Below are 17,063 nucleotides of genomic sequence, written 5' to 3' on the forward strand. Positions count from 1 at the left end.
TCACGCCCTTACCGCGCCCTGTCGGCCAGGCGCGGCGCATCCCGCCCCGCTGATCCCGTCATGACCTGGGAGCCCCCTGATGACGTCCGATCCCGCGTTCGATCCCCCTCGTGCCGCCCCCCGCGTCGACCGTCGCCAGCTGCTGCGGACGGGCGCCCTCCTGACGCTGCCGCCCTGGCTCGCCGCGTCACGGGCGCAAGCCCCGGCCGGCGGGACGGCCGTGCTGCGGGTCGGCCCTGACCATCCGGTGAAGACGCTGGGCGCCGCGGCCGCCCAGGCCCGGCCCGGCATGACGGTGGAGGTGCAGGCCGGCGACTACCCGGGCGACGTGGCCGTCTGGCCGCAGGACGACCTGACGCTGCGCGCCGTCGGCGGTCGGGTGCGCCTGCTGGCCAATGGGGCGCACGCGCAGGGCAAGGGCCTCTTCGTCACCACCGGCCGGCGGATGACGATCGAGGGCTTCGACTTCATCGGCGCGCGCGTGCCGGATCGCAACGGCGCCGGCGTGCGGCTGGAGCGCGGGTCGCTGACGCTGCGCGGCTGCCGCTTCCAGGACAACGAGAACGGCCTGCTCGCCGGCAACGACCCGACGATCGAGCTGCGCATCGAGTCCTGCGACTTCGGGCCCATCGCGCCTGGCGAGGGCCGCACCCATACCTGCTACGTCGGCGCGATCGGCCGCCTGACGGTGTTGGCGAGCTACTTCCACCATGGCGCGTCGGGCCACCTGCTGAAGTCGCGGGCGGCAGTGAACCACATCTTCTACAACCGGCTGACCGACGAAACCGGGCGCGCCAGCTTCGAGCTGGAGTTTCCCAACGGCGGCGTGGCGCTGGTGATGGGCAACCTGATCCAGCAGAGTCCGTCGACCGAGAACTACCACCTGATCGCCTACGGCAGCGAGGGGCTGACGCACCGGCGCCATGAGCTGCACCTGATCAACAACACGCTGGTCGACCGGCGGCCGGCGGGCGGCGTCTACCTTCGGATGGCGCAGCGCGCGCAGCAGCTGCGGCTGATCAACAACCTGCTGTGCGGCAAGCAGGAGCTGCCGGCCGGGCCCGACCGAGAACAGCACCACAACTACTTCGTAGAGCTGGACAGCTTCATCGACCCGGACCGTCTCGACTTCCGGCTGCGGCCGGCCTCGCCGCTGATCGGACGGGCCGTCGACCCGGGCGCGGTCGACGGGCAGCCGCTCAAGCCGGCGATGCAGTACCTGCATCCCTGCGCGCTCAAGGAAGTGCCGGCGGGAACGCCGTATTCGCCGGGCGCCTTCCAGCTGTGAGGCCGGGGCCGGCACGCTACAGTCCTGCCCATGCTCGCTTACCGACACGCATTCCACGCCGGCAACCACGCCGACGTGCTCAAACACCTGGTGCTGGCCGAGGTGCTCCGCTACATGGCGGAGAAGGACAAGGCCTACACCGTGGTGGACACCCATGCCGGCGCCGGCGGCTACGCGCTCGACGGCCGCTACGCCCAGAAGAACGCCGAGCACCTGGGCGGCATCGCCGCCCTCTACGCGCGCAAGGACCTGCCCGGGCCGCTGCAGCAGTACGTGCAGCTGGTGCACGACTTCAACCCCGGCAAGAAGCTGGAGCAGTACCCCGGCTCACCGGCCATCGCGCGCATGCTGATGCGCTTCGACGACCGGCTGCGCTGCTACGAGCTGCATCCCACCGACCACCGCATCCTCGCGAGCTACCTGGAGGATCGGGCCAACACCCAGGTCCTCCAGCAGGACGGCTTCGCGTCGCTGAAGGCCGAGCTGCCGCCGCCGTCGCGCCGCGGCGTCGTGCTGATCGATCCGCCCTACGAGATCAAGGCCGACTACGGCAAGGTCATCGCCGCGCTGCGGGAGTCGCTCCAGCGCTTTGCCGACGGCACCGTCGCGATCTGGTATCCGCAGCTGCAGACGGTCGAGTCGGTGCAGCTGGTGCAGCGCCTGAAGGCCGCGGCCGAGCCGGCGGCGAAGAAGGGCTGGCTGCATGTGCGCCTGACCGTCGCGCAGGCGGACGAACGCGGCTTCGGAATGATGGGCAGCGGCATGTTCGTCGTGAATCCGCCCTTCGTGCTGCACGACAAACTGGCCGAATGCCTGCCCACGCTGGTGGACACGCTCGGCCAGTACGACGACGCCAACTACCTGCTCGAGCAGCAGACCGCCTGAGCCCTGAGCGTCGGAGCGCTCCCGCCACGACAACGCGCGCCTCGACGGCGCGCGTTGCGCTTGCGCGGCGCCCTTGCGCGGCGCCCTCTGCCCGATCAATACCCGACCGTGAACCGCCGGCGGATGTGCTGCGGGCGCTCCAGCTCGTCGACGATCGCGACGGCCAGGTCGGCGGTCGACACATGGGCCGGCCCCTGCGCGTCCATCACCGGCGTGTCCAGGCTGACGCGGTAGCTGCCGCGGCGCTCGCCCGGCTCCAGGTGCACCGCCGGCGACAGGAAGGTCCAGTCCAGCGAGGACTCTTGGCGGATCAGGTTGAGCGCCTCGCGGGCGGCCAGCGCACCCTGCTTCCACTGGTCCGGGAATTCCGGCGTGTCGACGAGCTGCACGCCCGGCGCCGCGTACAGGCTGCCGGCGCCGCCAACGACCAGCAGGCGTTTCACGCCGGCGCGCTTCACGCCGGCATAGATGGCGCGGGTCCCTTCGAGGAACTCGGTGTGGATGTCCGGCACCGTCCAGCCGGGATTGAAGGCGCTGACGACCGCGTCGACGCCCTCGACGGCGGCGGCCACCTGATCCGCCTGCTTGGCGTCGGCCTTGACCACGGTCATGCCGGCGCGCGCTTCGAGCTTGGACGGGTCACGCGCCAGCGCGGTCACCGCGTGGCCACGGGCCAGCAGTTCCTTGAGCACTTCGCTGCCGACAAAGCCGGTCGGTCCGATCAGGGCGACTTTCATGAGGGGTCCTTTCGAGGGAGATTCCGAGGGGATGCGACAGGAGCGTCGCGACGGGATCCACTGTAGGAACTTCACAATCGCCGATGAAGTCCTCAGAATCCGCCTTCATTCTTTAGATCCTCTACACAATCCCTCGATGCTGGATCAACTCCGCCGCATGGCCGTGCTGGCCACCGTGGTCGAACAGGGCAGCCTGGTCGCGGCGGCCCGGCAGCTGCAGACGACCACCTCCGCCGTGAGCCAGCAGCTGCGTGCGCTGGAACGCGACATGGGCGTCACGCTGCTGCACCGTTCCACCCGGCGCATCGGCCTCACCCCCGCCGGCGAGCGCTTCGTGCAGGGCTGTCAGGCGATGCTGGCCGCCGCGCGCGAAGCGCAGACCCAGCTGCACCACCTGCGCGACGCCCCGGAAGGCGAGCTGCGGATCTGCGCGCCGGTCGGCGCGGCGCGGCAGATCGGGCCGGCGCTGGCGCCGCTGCTGGCGGCGCATCCGGGGCTGAGCCTGCACCTGGAAGTCGACGACGGCTTCACCGACCTCGTCGCCAAGCGCATCGACCTGGCGGTGCGCTTCGGCCGGCTGCCCGACAGCAGCTGGGCGGCACAGCGGATCGGGCAGAAGACGGTCGGCCTGTACGCGGCGCCGGCCTACCTGGCGCGCCGCGGCGTGCCGGTCTCGATGTCGGACCTGACGCGGCACGACTGGCTGCTCCTGCGCTCGGACACCGGCGCCATCCGGGGCTTCTCGCTGACGGGTCCGGATGGCCGCGAGGAGATGCTGCGCATCAGCCCGCGCGCCAGCAGCAACAACCAGCTCAGCCTGCAGCAGTTCTGCGAGGCCGGCATGGGCCTGGCCATGCTCGGCGCGGAGGACGTCGACGAGTCGCAGGCGCAGGGTCGGCTGCTGCCGCTGCTGCCAGGGTGGTCGCTGCCGACGCTGCCGGTCTATGTGATGACGCCGCAGCGCGATGCGCAGCCGGCCAAAGTCCGGCACGCGATCGAGGCGCTGCGCCATGCCTTCGGCGCGGTCCGCGACGTCGGCGGATGATCGGCGGCGGCTTCACGCGGGCATGGCGATGGCGACGATGACTCCAACGGCGACCAAGGTGGACGCTCCGGACCACGCGGCGGCGGACGGTCACTGGCTCCAGTTGCGACGTGACGCGCGCACCGGCATCGAGACCGTGCGCGCCCATTTCGAAGGCCACGCCTACGACCCGCACGGGCATGACGAACTGCTCATCGGCGTCACGCTGCAGGGCGTGCAGCGCTTCCGTTGCCACCGCTCGCTGCACACCAGCACGCCCGGCCGGGCGATCCTGATCGAGCCGGGCGCGATCCACGACGGCCACGCGCCGGAACCCGGCGGCTTCACCTACGCGATGCTCTACCTGCCGCAGGCCTGGACGGCGCAGCTGCTGGCACGCCACGAGCTGGGCGGGCTGACCGCGTTGCAGCCGGCCTTCCGGCACACGCTGGCCGACGATGGCCGGCTCAGCCTGGCGATCCGGCAAGCCTTCCTGGCACTGCACCTCGACGAGGGCCGCCTGGCCTGCGACCAGCAACTGGACCGGCTGATCGGGCTGCTTGCCGGACAGCTGGACGAGGCACCGCCGCGCGGCGACGCCGCCCGGCCGATGGCACGCGCCCGCGATTTCCTGCACGACGGCATGGCCGGTGACGTCGGCCTGGACGAACTGGCCGCCCACACCGGCATGGACCGATTCCGCCTGACGCGGCAGTTCAAGCAGGCCTTCGGCCAGTCGCCGCATGCCTATCTGGTCAGCCTGCGACTGCGCGCGGCGCGGGCGCTGCTCGCGGGCGGCCATCGGCCGTCGGAGGTCGCGACGGCGGTCGGCTTTTCCGACCAGAGCCACCTGGGCCGCTGGTTCCAGCGCGCCTACCGCCTCACGCCGGCCGACTATCGGCGCCGCTGCACAAACGTTCTAGACCTCGAGCCGGGCGAGCCCTGACGATGCCGGCTTCCTTGTTGAAGCACGCAGTGCGACGTTCATGTTCGATACGAAAGTGGCGCTCATCGTCCGCAACGACCTCGCGACCTGGCAACGGCTGAATGTCGTCGCCTTCCTGGCCACCGGCGTGGCCGCCTCGGCGCCGGAAGCCCTCGGCCAGCCCTATGTCGACGCCCGTGGCCGCCGCTACGCCGCGATGCTGGGACAGCCGATGCTGGTCTTCGAGGCCGACCTGGCCGGCCTGCAGGCGGCGCACCGCAAGGGCCTGGACAGCGGCCTGACGCTGGTGCCGTATGTCCACGCGATGTTCTCGACCGGCCACGATGAAGCCAACCGCGAGGTCTTCCTGGCCGGCGACGCGGACCATCCGGACCTGGTGGGCCTGGCGCTGCGCGGCCCGAAGAAGGCGGTCGACAAGGCGGCCAAGGGCCTGTCGCTGCACCGCTGACAGGCGCTCGGTTGTCCGCATGGAGCCGTCGCGCGGGGCCGCTACATTCGCCGGATGCCATTGAGTCAAGCCGCCTGGGCCCGCATCGTCCCCTTCGCCCTGTTCATGTTGCTGCTGGCGCTGCGGGGCGCCCTGCCCGAGCAGAACGCCTGGGGCCTGGATCCGCGCTGGATCTACGGGCTGAACCTCCTGATCGTTGGCGGCGCGCTGGCCTGGTTCTGGCGCGGCTATGGCGAGTTCGCCCGCCAGAACCGGCCCACCGCCGGCGAGGCGGGCTTGAGCGTGGTCGTCGGCCTGGTGGTCTTCGGGCTGTGGATCTCGCTGGACGCGCCGTGGATGCGGCTCGGCGACGCGACCGCGCCCTTCGTGCCGATGACCTCGGCCGGCACGCCCGACTGGCCGCTGATCGCAGTGCGCTGGATCGGCGCGACCCTGGTCGTTCCGGTGATGGAGGAACTCTTCTGGCGCAGCTTCCTGATGCGCTGGATCGCCAGCCCGCAGTTCGAGACCGTCGATCCGCGAGCGGCGGGCCTGCGGGCCCTGGTGCTGTCGACCTTCGTCTTCATGCTCGCCCACACGCTGTGGCTGGCGGCGATCGTGGCCGGCGCGGCCTATGCGTGGCTCTACGTCCGCACCGGCAAGCTCTGGTGCGCCGTGATCGCGCACGCGGTCACGAACGGCGTGCTCGGCATCTGGGTCGTCTACAGCGGCCGCTGGGAATTCTGGTGACCGGCATCGATCGCCGTCGATCTCGATCAATCGCGATCGAGGCGATCGCGCCGGATCAGCGGCTCATGGCCTTCGTGACGCCGGCTGGCCGCTGCAGGTGCTTGAAGCGCTCGAACAGCCAGCAGCGCATGCCCATCACCAGGGTGAACTGGCGCTTCTCCTGGTCGGGCAGCTTCTGGTCGAGCAGGTGCTGGCGGGCGAAGTCCTCGGCGACGCGCTGCAGCCGGTCGCGCAGCTCGCGCGCCATGCCAGGACTGAGCTGGCCGTGGACCAGCATCAGCAGTTCCGCGTCGTTGTCGAAGCCGCCGGCGAAGAAGTCCTGCATGACATGCTCGCGGAAGAAGCCCATCACCGGCCCCTGCGGTCGCCAGCGGAAGGTCTTGGCGACCTGCAGCCGGTAGCGGTTCAGCGGCCGCAACTCGATGATGCCGAGCCGGTCCAGCTGCGCCAGCGCGCGCGTCACATCGGCCTCGCTCATCCGGTAGGTCGCCACGATCTGCTCGAAGCTCCACTGGCTCAGGCAGCAGATCGCGGTCAGCAGCAGCTTCTCGTCGGCGACCACCTCCCGCTCCTGCTGCAGCGTCAGTTCGCGGCGCAGCGGCTGGGACTGCGCCAGGCGCTGGGACAGCTCGGCGAAGTCGGTCTTGAGGACGCGGCAGATCTCGTCGATCCGCGACAGCGGCATCTCGCCGCCCGACGCGAACATGCGCTTGACGCTGGATTCCGACAGGTCCAGCGCCGTCGCCAGCTGCGCATAGCTGACGCCGGCCTGTTTCAGCTCGGACTTGATGAGGTCGATGAGGGATTGCGTGCTCGCCATGGCGGCGGACGTTAGCGCAGTTCGGTCGCGCCGATCGAGCCCTCGCGTCGCGCCGCGCGATACCGCGGCCTTCGGATGGCGTCCCGGCGGCCGGTCCTGTCGACGATCGCGGCCATTGCCACTCCTGCGGACGCGACCATGCTCCGACGACGTCATCTCCTGTGCTGCGGCGCCGCCGCCGCGGCCGGTCTCTTCAGCGCGCTCGCGGCGGACATGGGTCCGTTGCGCAACCCCTGCGGGGCGCCCGCCGCGCCGATCCCGGGTGTCGATTCCGACTGGCTCGCCCGGATCTGGGACGGCCTCGATCCCGCGCAGCTCTGGGACGTGCACGCCCACCTGATCGGTACCGGCGACTCCGGCTCCGGCTGCTGGATCGCGCCGTCGCTGTCGCAGTGGTGGCATCCGGTCGAGTTCGCCCGCAAGCAGGCGATCCTCAACGGCGCCTGCGTGGATGGCGGGGCCGCCGCGACCGGCGAGGTCGACCGCGCCTACCTGCGCCGCCTCACCGCGCTGGCGGACGCGTTCCCTGTCGGCGCACGCTGGCTGCTGTTCGCCTTCGACGAGGCCATCGGCACCGATGGCCGGCGCAGGCCGGACTGGACCACCTTCCATGTGCCGGACGCCTATGCCCGCTCGGTCGCCGAGGCGCGACCCGACCGCTTCAGCTGGGTGGCCAGCGTCCATCCGCACCGCGAGGACGCGCTGGTCCGCCTGGACCGCGCGATCGCCGGCGGCGCGCTCGCCATGAAATGGCTACCCAGCAGCATGGCGATCGACCTCCGCGACCCGCGGCTGCGGCCCTTCTACGACCGCCTCGCCGCCGCGCGGCTGCCGCTGATCGTTCATTGCGGCGAGGAACATGCCGTCCCTGGAGCCGGCCGGCAGGACCTGGGCAATCCGCTGCTGCTGCGCGAGCCGCTGCGCCATGGCGTGCGGGTAATCGCGGCGCACTGCGCCTCGCTCGGCATGGCGACGGACCTCGACCTCCCTCGACCCCGGTCCGTCCAGGCCTTCGAACTCTTCGCCCGTCTGATGGATGAACCGGCTTGGCGGGGACAGCTGCTCGGCGACGTCTCGGCCATGTTCCAGTTCAATCGGCGGCCGGAAGTCTGGCGGACCGTGCTGCGCCGTCAGGACTGGCATGACCGGCTGCTGCATGGCTCCGACTACCCGTTGCCGGGCGTGCTGCCGCTGGTGCGCCTGCCGCAACTCGTCCGGGCGGGGGTGCTGGATGAAGCGCACGTCGCTCCTTTGGGGGCGTTGCGGGAGCACCACCCGCTGATGTTTGATCTCGCCCTCAAGCGGCTGGCTCGCTGGCAGGGGGATGCGCTGGGTGCGTCGGTCTATGCGACCGCCCGGCATTTCGGCCCGGCAACTGCCTGACCGCCCGGCCTGAACCGGGTCGCCCAGCGTGGTAGCACGGGTCGATACCGGCATGGGCGGCGGGCGATACTCGCCGCCAAACAGCAGGGGGACCGGGGCGAGGGCGGCGACAGTCGCGCCATCGCCACCGGCAACCCATCGGTCCAGAGGGACCTTCATCGAGGAGGAACGACGACATGAACACCCCGCACATCCGCGTCCAGCGCGACACGCAAGCCTGGCGCTACCAGGTGTGGATCTCCTTCGGCATCAGCGTGGCGCTGTGCGCCATCGGCCTGGCCTGGCTGCCCGGCGCCGACCTGGACCGGGCCTTCATGGTCATGGGCTATGTGTTCTGCCTGTCCACGGCCTTCGCGCTGTCCAAGTACATCCGCGACAACCAGGCCGCCCGCACCGACACCCCGATGTGGGGCCTGGTGGTGTGGAGCGGCTTTGGCCTGGCCATGGCGCTCACCGGCTGGGGCCTCTGGCGCATGGAGATCCAGCCCGTCTGGAAGGCCTACCTGCTGGTGTGCTGGCTGTACCTGATCTCCAACGTGTTCACCCTGGCGAAGATGCTGCGCGACGCGCATGAGGCCGACCTCGCCGAGGCCCGCCTGCAAGGCCGCCGCGAGGCCCACCGCGAAGCCGTCGCGGCCGCCGAGTGACCTGTGCGCTCGCCTCGCTGCCCCTGCCTGCTCACCCGACTTCCAGGAGACCCCACATGCGTGCCCGCCTGTCCCTGATCAGCGTCCTGACCGCCGCAACCCTCGCCCTGGCGGCGAGCGGCGCGGCCCGAGCCCACGGCGGACCGAGCGACGCCAGCGCGGCGCTGTCCGCGGTGCCGGTCGCCATCTCGGTGGTCGCGCCGTCGGTGGTGCTGTCCGCCGGCGCGACCTTCGTGGTCGTCGCCATCGAGAGCACCGCCCGCGGCACCGTCTGGGTGCTGGAGCGCGCCTCCGACGGGGCGCGCATCAGCGTCGAGTTCTCCGGCAAGGTGGTCGCCGGCGTGGCGACCTCGATCGGCACCGCCGTCGTCGTGACCGCGATCAGCACCGGCTACGTGCTGTCCGCCGCCGGCGAGGCGATCGCCTTCATCCCCAACGAGATCGGCGCCTCGCTGCTGCACAACGAGCGCGTCACCCACAGGGACCGCGTCACGCCATGAGCGGCGCCCGTGTCATGTCGTGGCTGGCTGCCGCCGCGCTGGGCGGGCTGCTGGCGGCAGGTCCGGCGCAGGCGGGCCGGCCGTGCGAGAACAAGCCGCCTTCGCCCGACCAGATCCGCCGCGGCATGGACCTCGCCCAAGCCACTGCGGCGGCGCTGGACCGCAGCGGCGCCGAGGTGGTGCTGCTCGCGCGCGCCGGCCAGGACCTGTCCGAGTACGGCCTGCGCTGGTCGCATGTGGGCTTCGTCTACCGTGACACGGCGGGCAGCGGTGCGACCGCCAGGCCGGTCTGGCGCGTGATGCACAAGCTCAACCAGTGCGGCACGGCGCAGGCCGACCTGTACCGGCAGGGATTGGGCGAGTTCTTCATGGACAGCCCCTATCGCTACGAGGCGGCCTTCTCGGTGCTGCAGCCCGAACTGCAGCAGGCGCTGCTGCCGCTGCTGCGCGAAAACGCCCGCGCCGCGGCGATGCACACGCCGGCCTACAGCATGGTGGCCTACCCCTGGTCGCGCGAGTACCAGCAGAGCAACCAGTGGGCGCTGGAGACCCTGGCCGCGGCGGCCGCGCCGCGCGAGGTCTTCAACCGCGCGCAGGCGCAGGACTGGCTCAGGCGCCAGGGCTATACGCCGTCGGACCTGCGCCTGTCGACCGCGAAGCGGCTGGGCGCGCGCATCGGCATGGCCAATGTCGCCTTCGACGACCATCCGTCGGCCCGTCGCTTCGCCGGTCACATCGAGACCACGACGGCCGACACGATCTTCACCTGGCTGGACCGCACCGGCCGCGGCCAGGCGATGCAGCGCGTCGCCGCTGTTCCCTGACCGGCGCGTCCCGCCGCCGCCCCCTTCCCTCCCCCCGACTCCCTCAGCGAGCCCTCCCATGAGCGACTCTTCCCACACCAGCCAGTTCGCCCTGCTGGGCCAACGCCGGTTCGCGCCCTTCTTCTGGACGCAGTTCCTCGGCGCCGGCAATGACAACCTGTTCAAGTTCGCCTTCACCGTGCTGGTGACCTACCAGCTCAGCGTCAGCTGGCTGCCGCCGGCGCAGGCCGGACTGGCCATCGGGGCCTTGTTCATCCTGCCCTTCGTGCTGTTCTCGGCCACCAGCGGGCAACTCGCCGACAAGTACGACAAGGCGCGGCTGATGCGCTTCGTCAAGACGCTGGAGATCGTGATCATGGCCGCGGCCGCCTATGGCTTCTACGCGGTGAACGTGCCGGTGCTGCTGGGTTGCGTGTTCCTGATGGGCTTGCACTCGACGCTGTTCGGACCGGTCAAGTACGCCTATCTGCCGCAGCACCTGAACGAGCACGAGATCACCGGCGGCAACGGCATGGTCGAGATGGGCACCTTCGTGTCCATCCTGCTGGGCAACCTGGCCGGGGGGCTGCTGGTCGCGACGCCGATCGTCGGGCCGCAGCATGTGGCGATCGCCTGCGTGGTCGTGGCGGTGCTGGGCCGCGCGACGGCGCAGGCCATTCCCGCCAGCCCGTCGACCGATCCGGACCTGGTCATCAACTGGAACCCGGTCTCCGAGACCTGGCGCAACCTGAAGCTGGCGCATGGCCAGCTGGCGGTGTTCCGCTCGCTGCTGGGCATCTCCTGGATGTGGTTCTTCGGTGCGGTGTTCCTGGCCAACTTCCCGGCCTTCGCCAAGGAAGTGCTGCACGGCAACGAGCAGGTCGCGTCGCTGCTGCTGATGGTGTTTTCGGTGGGCATCGGCGTGGGCTCGCTGCTGTGCGAGGTGCTGTCGCGCCGCCATGTCGAGATCGGCCTGGTGCCACTGGGCGCGATCGGCATGAGCATCTTCGCGATCGACCTGTACTTCGCCTCGCGGGGCCTGCCGCCGTCGGCGGCGATGAGCGTCGGCAGCTTCCTGTCGCAGCATGCGCACTGGCGGGTGCTGGCCGACCTGGGCCTGCTGGCGCTGTTCGCGGGTCTCTACAGTGTGCCGATGTACGCGCTGATCCAGATGCGCGCGCAGCCGTCGCATCGCGCGCGGATCATCGCGGCCAACAACATCCTGAACGCGCTGTTCATGATCGCCAGCTCGATCCTGGCGGCCGCGCTGCTGGGCGCGGGGCTGTCGATCCCTCAGCTGTTCCTGGTGGTGGGCATCGCCAACGCGGTGGTGGCGTTCTACATCTTCCTGGTGGTGCCGGAGTACCTGCTGCGCTTCTTCGCCTTCGTGCTGTCGCGGCTGATCTACCGCTTCAAGGTGAGCGGCGACCAGCACATCCCGTCGCAGGGCGCGGCGGTGCTGGTGTGCAACCACGTCAGCTTCGTCGACGCGGTGCTGCTGATGGCCGCGAGCCCGCGGCCGATCCGATTCCTGATGGACCACCGCATCTTCCGGGTGCCGGTGCTGGGCTGGATGTTCAAGCTGGCCAAGGCGATCCCGATCGCGCCGCAGAAGGAGGATCCCGCGACCTACGAGGCCGCCTTCGCCGCGGCCCAGGCGGTGCTGGACGATGGCGAGCTGGTGGGCATCTTCCCCGAGGGCGGCCTGACGCGCGACGGCACGCTGCAGCCGTTCAAGGGCGGCGTGATGAAGCTGGTGGAGGGGCGGCCGGAGGTGCCGGTGGTGCCGATGGCGCTGCAGAACCTGTGGGGCTCGTTCTTCTCGCGCGTGGAGCAGGGGCAGGCGATGGTGCGGCCGTTCCGGCGCGGTTTCCTCAGCCGGGTGGGCCTGGTCGCCGATGCGCCGATCGCGGCGCGGGAAGTGACGCCGGAACTGCTGCGTGAGCGGGTGGCCGGGCTGCTGGGTGAACCCGACGAGCTACCGGCACGCGTCAGCGGCAGGACGCCGACGCCATCTTGAAGTCGCTGCGCGCGGTGCGCTTGTTGGTCGCGTAAGCAGAACCGTTGTTCAGTCAGCTGGCGCGCTCGCCGTGCCTCGAGGGGGACATTCCGCCCCCGCTCGCCCTATCCACCAAAGTCACTTGGCCGCTTCCACCCGGAGCGGGCGTCTCGCCGCAGCAGACGTCTGATCCTGAGCTTGATCGCCCGCGCGGTGCGCCGGGCCGCACTGGCGCGGACCCAGGCAAGGAGCCCTTCCTTCCAGGTGGTCCAACGCGCGTAGAGCCGCGCGAACCAGGGCAGGGTCATCAGCGCGGGATGCGTGAGTGCGAAGATCCGTGCGACGACGGCGGTGCCAACGACCTTCGCCAGCACGATGACGGCCAGCCCGAGCCCCGGCCTGCCGATGCCGATGAGCCACAACGCCAGCAGCTTGATCGGCAGCAGCATCAGGCCCGGCAGGAGGAACACGACGAGCGCCAGATACGGCGGCAGCCGCTGGACGACGGCCTCGAGCTGCCGCAGCACCGGCAGCCGGCCGATCGCCGCCATCGCCCGCTGCAGCGGCTCCCAGCCCCATTCCTCGAAGAGGATGGCCAGGGCCAGCAACACGCGCACCAGCCAGCGCAACGGTGCGAGCAACGACTTGAACATGGCCGGGATCATGCCAGGGCCGCCGCCATGGCCTGCGTGCCAGAATCGCCCGCCGCCCTCCGACGGCACAAGACCTCCATGCAAGACCCCGTTTCCTCCTTGCGCGACGCTGCCGTCGACCATCTGGCGGCCGGCCGCTCGTCGCAGGCGATCGCCGCCTACGAGGCTCTGCTGCGCGTCACGCCCGGGGAGCCGGACGACTGGTTCAACCTCGCTTATCTGCAGCGGCTTCAGCGCGACTTCGAGGCCTCGCTGGCGTCCTACGATCGCGCCCGGCTGCTCGGCGCCGCCGGACCGGAGGAGATCCATCTGAATCGGGCGGTGATCCTCGCGGAGGACCTGCGCCGCCCCGACGAAGCGATGGCGGAGCTCGAACGGGCGCTTGCGATCTCGCCGCGCTTCCTGCCGGCGCTCGTCAACCTCGGCAACCTGCATGAGCAGCGCGGCGAACGCGCCGCCGCGCTGCGCCGTTACGAGGAGGCGCTGGCCGTCGAGCCCGGGCATGCGCTGGCGCTGTCGCGCCTGGCCAATCTGCGCCGCGTCGACTCGCCCGCCGACCCCCTGATCCAGCGCCTGCGGCAGGCGCTGCGGGTGCCGGGTCGCCATCCGGCGGAGCAGGCCGATCTGGCCTACGCGCTGGGCAAGGGGCTCGACGACGCCGGCGCGTACGACGATGCCTTCGCCGCCTACGGACTCGCCAACCAGGCCGCACGCCACAGCCATGGCCGCACGCCGCTGCGCTATGACCGGGAGGCGCATGAGCGGCTGGTCGACGCGCTGATCCGACAGTCGCGCCAGCCGGCTCCGGCGGCCGTGGTCGCCACACCGGCGCCATCGGTCTTCGTCTGCGGCATGTTCCGATCGGGCTCGACGCTGATCGAGCAGATCCTCGGCAGCCATCCCGACGTGACTCCCGGTGGGGAGATCGATCTGCTGCCCGAACTTGCCCACCGCCAGTTCCTCCCACGGCTGTCCCAGCCGGACCGGCCGCTGTCCGCGGAACTCGCAGACCGGATGCGCCGCGAGTACCGCGATGGCGTCGCCCTGCGCTTTCCCGATGCGGCGCTGCTCACCGACAAGCGGCCGGACAACTTCCTGTTCGTCGGACTGATCAAGCAGCTGTTTCCCGGCGCGAAGATCCTGCACACGCGTCGCGCGGCGTTGGACAACTGCCTGTCGGTGTTCTTCCTGCACCTCGGGCCGTCGATGCCCTATGCGCTGGACCTGGGCGATATCGCCCACTGGTACGGCCAGTACCGCAAGTTGATGGCGCATTGGCAGTCGCTCTATGGCGACGACATTCACGACGTTGACTACGACGCGTTGGTCACCGATCCGCGTCCGCAGATCGAAGCCGCGCTGGCGCATGTCGGCCTGGGCTGGCACGACGCCTGTCTGGACTTCCACACGAGCAAGTCGACCGTCGCGACACCGAGCAACTGGCAGGTTCGGCAGCCGCTGTACCAGCGCTCCTCCGGTCGGTGGCGGAATTACGAACGCCACCTCGGCGCGTTGCGCACCGCGCTCGGGCACTTCGCCGGCGAATGAACGGTGCTCAGGCGCCGAAGATGCCGGCTTCGCGCAGCCGTTCGAGCACCGCGTCAGCAGCCTGGTCGGGCGTCACGGCGGCGGTGCGCAGGAGCAGTTCCGGTTCCACGGGCGGCTCGTACGGAGAGTCGATGCCGGTGAAGTCCTTCAGCAGCCCGGCCCGCGCCTTGCGGTAGAGGCCTTTCGGGTCTCGCTGCTCCGCCACCTCCAGCGGCACGTCGACGTGCACCTCGAAGAACTCACCAGGCGCAAAGCGCTCGCGCACCGCCTGACGATCCGCCCGGAACGGCGAGATCAACGCGACGATCACGATCAGCCCCGCGTCAGCCATGAGGCGCGCCACCTCGCCGACACGACGGATGTTCTCGACGCGGTCCGCGGCGGCGAAGCCAAGGTCGCGGTTGAGCCCTCCGCGCAACAGATCGCCGTCGAGCAGGTAGGTGTGCAGCCCGCGCGCATGCAGACGCTGCTCAAGCCGGTCCGCCACCGTCGACTTGCCTGCGCCGGACAGGCCCGTCAGCCAGACGACGGCGGGGCGATGGCCCTTGAGCAGGCCCCGCGCGGCACGATCCACCTGCAGCTGCGGGGCGAGAGGCAGCGGGACGCTCATCGGGCGAGCCCTCAGACCCCGCGTCCGCGGTCGGCCTGGAAGCGCTGGCGGAAGCCTTCGAAATCGCCAGCGTCCAGCGACTCGCGCACTTCCTTCATCAGGTTGAGGTAGTAGTGCAGGTTGTGCACGCTGGTCAGCATCGGGCCGAGCATCTCGCCGCAGCGGTCCAGGTGATGCAGGTAGGCCCGACTGAAGTTCTGGCAGCAGTAGCATCTGCAGGTCTCGTCCACCGGCTTTTCATCGGCCTTGTAGCGGGCATTGCGCAGGCGCAGGTCGCCGAAGCGCGTGAACAGGTGGCCATTGCGCGCGTTGCGGGTCGGCATGACGCAGTCGAACATGTCGACGCCCTGCCGCACGCCTTCCACCAGGTCTTCCGGCGTGCCCACGCCCATCAGGTAGCGCGGCTTGTTGTCGGGCAGCTGATGCGCGATGTGATCGAGGATGCGCAGCATGTCGGCCTTCGGCTCGCCGACCGACAGCCCGCCGATCGCGTAGCCCGGCAGGTCCAGGTCCTTCAGCCCCGCCAGCGACACGTCGCGCAGGTGCTCGAACATCCCGCCCTGCACGATGCCGAACAGCGCATTGGGGTTCTGCAGTCGCGCGAACTCGTCCTGGCAGCGCTTGGCCCAGCGCAGGCTCATCTCCATCGACAACCGCGCTTCCTTCTCCGTCGTCAGCTGGCCTTTGGTCTCATACGGCGTGCACTCGTCGAATTGCATGACGATGTCGCTGTTGAGGATGGTCTGGATCTGCATCGAGATCTCGGGCGTCAGGAACAGCTTGTCCCCATTGACCGGTGAGGCGAACTTGACGCCCTCCTCGCTGATCTTGCGCATCTCGCCGAGCGACCAGACCTGGAAGCCGCCGGAGTCCGTCAGGATCGGCTTGTTCCAGCTCTCGAAGCGGTGCAGGCCGCCGAACTGCTTCATGATGTCCAGGCCCGGCCGCATCCACAGGTGGAAGGTGTTGCCCAGGATGATCTGCGCGCCCATGTCCTCGAGCGAGCGCGGCATCACGCCCTTGACGGTGCCGTAGGTGCCCACCGGCATGAAGATGGGCGTCTGCACGACGCCGTGATTGAGCGTCATGACGCCGCGTCGCGCGCGGCCCTCGGTCTTGAGCAGTTCGAACTTCAGCATGATGGGCGCGATTATCGGCCCCCGTTCGATGGGGCTTTGACCCGCCCCCTCCCCCGAGTGGCGACGTAGACTCCCGACCCAAGTGGGAGCGCAGACTCCTGGGAGAAGCATCGTGAGGTCCTGGATCGCCGCCCTTGCCGCGACGGCCGCCTGCCTGGGCGCGGCCCCGGCGCATGCCTGCGGCCCATATACGGTCGGCCTCTACGAGTACAGCTCGCTCTATTACCGCGACGCGCAGGGCCGCTGGACCGGCATCGACAAGGACGTCATCGACGAGCTGGCGCGCCGCAGCGGCTGCAAGCTCGTCCCCCGCACCGAGTCCCGCGTGCGCATCTGGGCCCAGATCGGCGCCGGCCAGATGGACATGACGGTCTCCGCGCTGATGACACCTGAGCGCGAGCTGCTCGTCGAGTTCATCCCCTACATCGAGTCCCGGCAGTACGTGGTCCTGCGGCCGGCGCTGGCGGGCGCGCTCACGACACCGGCGGCCTTCCTCGCCGATTCGAAGCGGCGTCTGATCGTGGTGCGCGGCTATGCCTTCACCCCGACGCTGGAGTCCTGGATCGCGACGCTGCGCACCCAGGGCCGCATCGACGATGCCCCCGACCAGCCGACCGCGGTCCGCATCTTCAAGGCCGGCCGGGGCGATGCGGTCGTGCTCGGCGCCCACAGCCTGGCGAGCGCCCGGCGGGCGGATCCCGCCTTCGCTGCTTTCGTGGCGATGTCCTATGCCCCCCATGAACGCAGCATCGGCGCGCTGGCGCTCTCCCGACAGCGCGTGCCACAACAGGACCGCGACCGCATGCGCCATGCCATGGACGAGATGTTGCGCGACGGCACGGTGGAATCGATCAAGCGGCGGCATCTCGGCAACCTGTCCGAGATGCCCTGAGCGCGAGGGCAT

At 70.1% G+C, this 17,063-nt stretch carries 17 protein-coding genes and 1 pseudogene; 13 read left to right on the forward strand and 5 right to left on the reverse strand.

The genetic code is table 11. The features are described 5' to 3' along the window. The first annotated feature begins 79 nt into the window (after window positions 1–79). Window positions 80–1,288, forward strand: coding sequence for a right-handed parallel beta-helix repeat-containing protein (locus tag CS062_RS10340; protein ID WP_099861568.1), 1,209 nt, complete (start codon window positions 80–82; stop codon window positions 1,286–1,288). A gap of 30 nt (window positions 1,289–1,318) precedes the next feature. Then, on the forward strand, window positions 1,319–2,173 hold the full coding sequence (locus tag CS062_RS10345; protein WP_099861569.1) for a 23S rRNA (adenine(2030)-N(6))-methyltransferase RlmJ: 855 nt from the start codon (window positions 1,319–1,321) through the stop codon (window positions 2,171–2,173). A 95-nt stretch (window positions 2,174–2,268) separates the two neighbouring features. On the opposite strand, the gene CS062_RS10350 is transcribed toward CS062_RS10345, so the two are convergent. Beyond that, a complete protein-coding gene (locus CS062_RS10350) occupies window positions 2,269–2,910 on the reverse strand; it encodes an NAD(P)-dependent oxidoreductase (RefSeq protein ID WP_099861570.1) in 642 nt (213 codons plus the stop codon). A 136-nt stretch (window positions 2,911–3,046) separates the two neighbouring features. On the opposite strand from CS062_RS10350, the gene CS062_RS10355 reads away from it, so the two are divergent. The 4 genes from CS062_RS10355 to CS062_RS10370 are packed head-to-tail and all read left to right on the forward strand — an operon-like array spanning window position 3,047 to window position 6,057. Next, entirely contained in the window at window positions 3,047–3,955 is a 909-nt protein-coding gene (locus CS062_RS10355; protein WP_368372852.1) for a LysR family transcriptional regulator, read from the forward strand. A 37-nt stretch (window positions 3,956–3,992) separates the two neighbouring features. Continuing rightward, entirely contained in the window at window positions 3,993–4,880 is an 888-nt protein-coding gene (locus CS062_RS10360; RefSeq protein ID WP_099861619.1) for an AraC family transcriptional regulator, read from the forward strand. A gap of 40 nt (window positions 4,881–4,920) precedes the next feature. After that, window positions 4,921–5,328: a DUF2000 domain-containing protein gene (locus tag CS062_RS10365; RefSeq protein WP_099861571.1), complete on the forward strand. Its 408-nt coding sequence runs from the start codon at window positions 4,921–4,923 to the stop codon at window positions 5,326–5,328. Between the two features lie 54 nt (window positions 5,329–5,382). After that, window positions 5,383–6,057, forward strand: a complete 675-nt coding sequence (locus CS062_RS10370; protein WP_099861572.1) for a CAAX prenyl protease-related protein — start codon at window positions 5,383–5,385, stop codon at window positions 6,055–6,057. 55 nt (window positions 6,058–6,112) lie between these two features. On the opposite strand, the gene CS062_RS10375 is transcribed toward CS062_RS10370, so the two are convergent. Further along, window positions 6,113–6,877 (reverse strand): helix-turn-helix domain-containing protein, encoded by a 765-nt coding sequence (locus tag CS062_RS10375; protein WP_099861573.1) that lies wholly within the window; start codon window positions 6,875–6,877, stop codon window positions 6,113–6,115. A gap of 138 nt (window positions 6,878–7,015) precedes the next feature. Here CS062_RS10375 and CS062_RS10380 point away from each other — a divergent pair, with 138 nt between their 5' ends. From CS062_RS10380 to CS062_RS10400, 5 genes are all read left to right on the forward strand, one after another. Next, window positions 7,016–8,260, forward strand: coding sequence for an amidohydrolase family protein (locus CS062_RS10380; RefSeq protein WP_158238738.1), 1,245 nt, complete (start codon window positions 7,016–7,018; stop codon window positions 8,258–8,260). Between the two features lie 176 nt (window positions 8,261–8,436). Further along, window positions 8,437–8,907, forward strand: a complete 471-nt coding sequence (locus CS062_RS10385) for a YiaA/YiaB family inner membrane protein (protein ID WP_099861575.1) — start codon at window positions 8,437–8,439, stop codon at window positions 8,905–8,907. Window positions 8,908–8,963: 56 nt separating this feature from the next. Beyond that, complete coding sequence (locus CS062_RS10390; protein ID WP_099861576.1) at window positions 8,964–9,407, forward strand: hypothetical protein; 444 nt, start codon at window positions 8,964–8,966, stop codon at window positions 9,405–9,407. Next, on the forward strand, window positions 9,404–10,231 hold the full coding sequence (locus CS062_RS10395; protein ID WP_099861577.1) for a DUF2145 domain-containing protein: 828 nt from the start codon (window positions 9,404–9,406) through the stop codon (window positions 10,229–10,231). The genes CS062_RS10390 and CS062_RS10395 overlap by 4 nt, the downstream gene beginning before the upstream one ends. Window positions 10,232–10,289: 58 nt before the next feature. Then, the gene (locus tag CS062_RS10400; RefSeq protein WP_099861578.1) at window positions 10,290–12,230 is read left to right on the forward strand and encodes an MFS transporter; all 1,941 of its coding nucleotides are present in this window, start codon (window positions 10,290–10,292) and stop codon (window positions 12,228–12,230) included. 104 nt (window positions 12,231–12,334) lie between these two features. Here the strand turns inward: CS062_RS10400 and CS062_RS10405 are convergent, their stop codons facing one another. Next, window positions 12,335–12,862 (reverse strand): hypothetical protein, encoded by a 528-nt coding sequence (locus CS062_RS10405; protein ID WP_099861579.1) that lies wholly within the window; start codon window positions 12,860–12,862, stop codon window positions 12,335–12,337. A 78-nt stretch (window positions 12,863–12,940) separates the two neighbouring features. Between CS062_RS10405 and CS062_RS10410 the strand changes: the two genes are divergently transcribed. After that, the gene (locus CS062_RS10410) at window positions 12,941–14,410 is read left to right on the forward strand and encodes a tetratricopeptide repeat-containing sulfotransferase family protein (RefSeq protein ID WP_158238739.1); all 1,470 of its coding nucleotides are present in this window, start codon (window positions 12,941–12,943) and stop codon (window positions 14,408–14,410) included. A gap of 7 nt (window positions 14,411–14,417) precedes the next feature. Here CS062_RS10410 and cysC read toward each other — a convergent pair. Further along, window positions 14,418–14,990: pseudogene (cysC, locus tag CS062_RS10415) on the reverse strand (adenylyl-sulfate kinase); the annotation flags it as partial. A 41-nt stretch (window positions 14,991–15,031) separates the two neighbouring features. Beyond that, complete coding sequence (gene tgt, locus CS062_RS10420) at window positions 15,032–16,159, reverse strand: tRNA guanosine(34) transglycosylase Tgt (protein ID WP_099861582.1); 1,128 nt, start codon at window positions 16,157–16,159, stop codon at window positions 15,032–15,034. A gap of 112 nt (window positions 16,160–16,271) precedes the next feature. On the opposite strand from tgt, the gene CS062_RS10425 reads away from it, so the two are divergent. Further along, window positions 16,272–17,051, forward strand: coding sequence for a substrate-binding periplasmic protein (locus tag CS062_RS10425; RefSeq protein ID WP_158238740.1), 780 nt, complete (start codon window positions 16,272–16,274; stop codon window positions 17,049–17,051). The last annotated feature ends 12 nt before the right edge of the window (window positions 17,052–17,063 follow it).

This window comes from Roseateles chitinivorans (assembly GCF_002761755.1).
Lineage (GTDB): Bacteria > Pseudomonadota > Gammaproteobacteria > Burkholderiales > Burkholderiaceae_C > Roseateles > Roseateles chitinivorans.

Coding starts and splice junctions, on each gene's coding strand:
- CS062_RS10405 (WP_099861579.1), bottom strand. CDS start 12,862: ATGTTCAAGTCGTTGCTCGCACCGTTGCGCTGGCTGGTGCGCGTGTTG.
- CS062_RS10355 (WP_368372852.1), top strand. CDS start 3,047: ATGCTGGATCAACTCCGCCGCATGGCCGTGCTGGCCACCGTGGTCGAA.
- CS062_RS10390 (WP_099861576.1), top strand. CDS start 8,964: ATGCGTGCCCGCCTGTCCCTGATCAGCGTCCTGACCGCCGCAACCCTC.
- CS062_RS10395 (WP_099861577.1), top strand. CDS start 9,404: ATGAGCGGCGCCCGTGTCATGTCGTGGCTGGCTGCCGCCGCGCTGGGC.
- CS062_RS10385 (WP_099861575.1), top strand. CDS start 8,437: ATGAACACCCCGCACATCCGCGTCCAGCGCGACACGCAAGCCTGGCGC.
- CS062_RS10400 (WP_099861578.1), top strand. CDS start 10,290: ATGAGCGACTCTTCCCACACCAGCCAGTTCGCCCTGCTGGGCCAACGC.
- CS062_RS10360 (WP_099861619.1), top strand. CDS start 3,993: ATGACTCCAACGGCGACCAAGGTGGACGCTCCGGACCACGCGGCGGCG.
- CS062_RS10375 (WP_099861573.1), bottom strand. CDS start 6,877: ATGGCGAGCACGCAATCCCTCATCGACCTCATCAAGTCCGAGCTGAAA.
- CS062_RS10350 (WP_099861570.1), bottom strand. CDS start 2,910: ATGAAAGTCGCCCTGATCGGACCGACCGGCTTTGTCGGCAGCGAAGTG.
- CS062_RS10380 (WP_158238738.1), top strand. CDS start 7,016: ATGCTCCGACGACGTCATCTCCTGTGCTGCGGCGCCGCCGCCGCGGCC.
- CS062_RS10365 (WP_099861571.1), top strand. CDS start 4,921: ATGTTCGATACGAAAGTGGCGCTCATCGTCCGCAACGACCTCGCGACC.
- CS062_RS10340 (WP_099861568.1), top strand. CDS start 80: ATGACGTCCGATCCCGCGTTCGATCCCCCTCGTGCCGCCCCCCGCGTC.
- CS062_RS10370 (WP_099861572.1), top strand. CDS start 5,383: ATGCCATTGAGTCAAGCCGCCTGGGCCCGCATCGTCCCCTTCGCCCTG.
- CS062_RS10410 (WP_158238739.1), top strand. CDS start 12,941: ATGCAAGACCCCGTTTCCTCCTTGCGCGACGCTGCCGTCGACCATCTG.
- CS062_RS10345 (WP_099861569.1), top strand. CDS start 1,319: ATGCTCGCTTACCGACACGCATTCCACGCCGGCAACCACGCCGACGTG.
- tgt (WP_099861582.1), bottom strand. CDS start 16,159: ATGCTGAAGTTCGAACTGCTCAAGACCGAGGGCCGCGCGCGACGCGGC.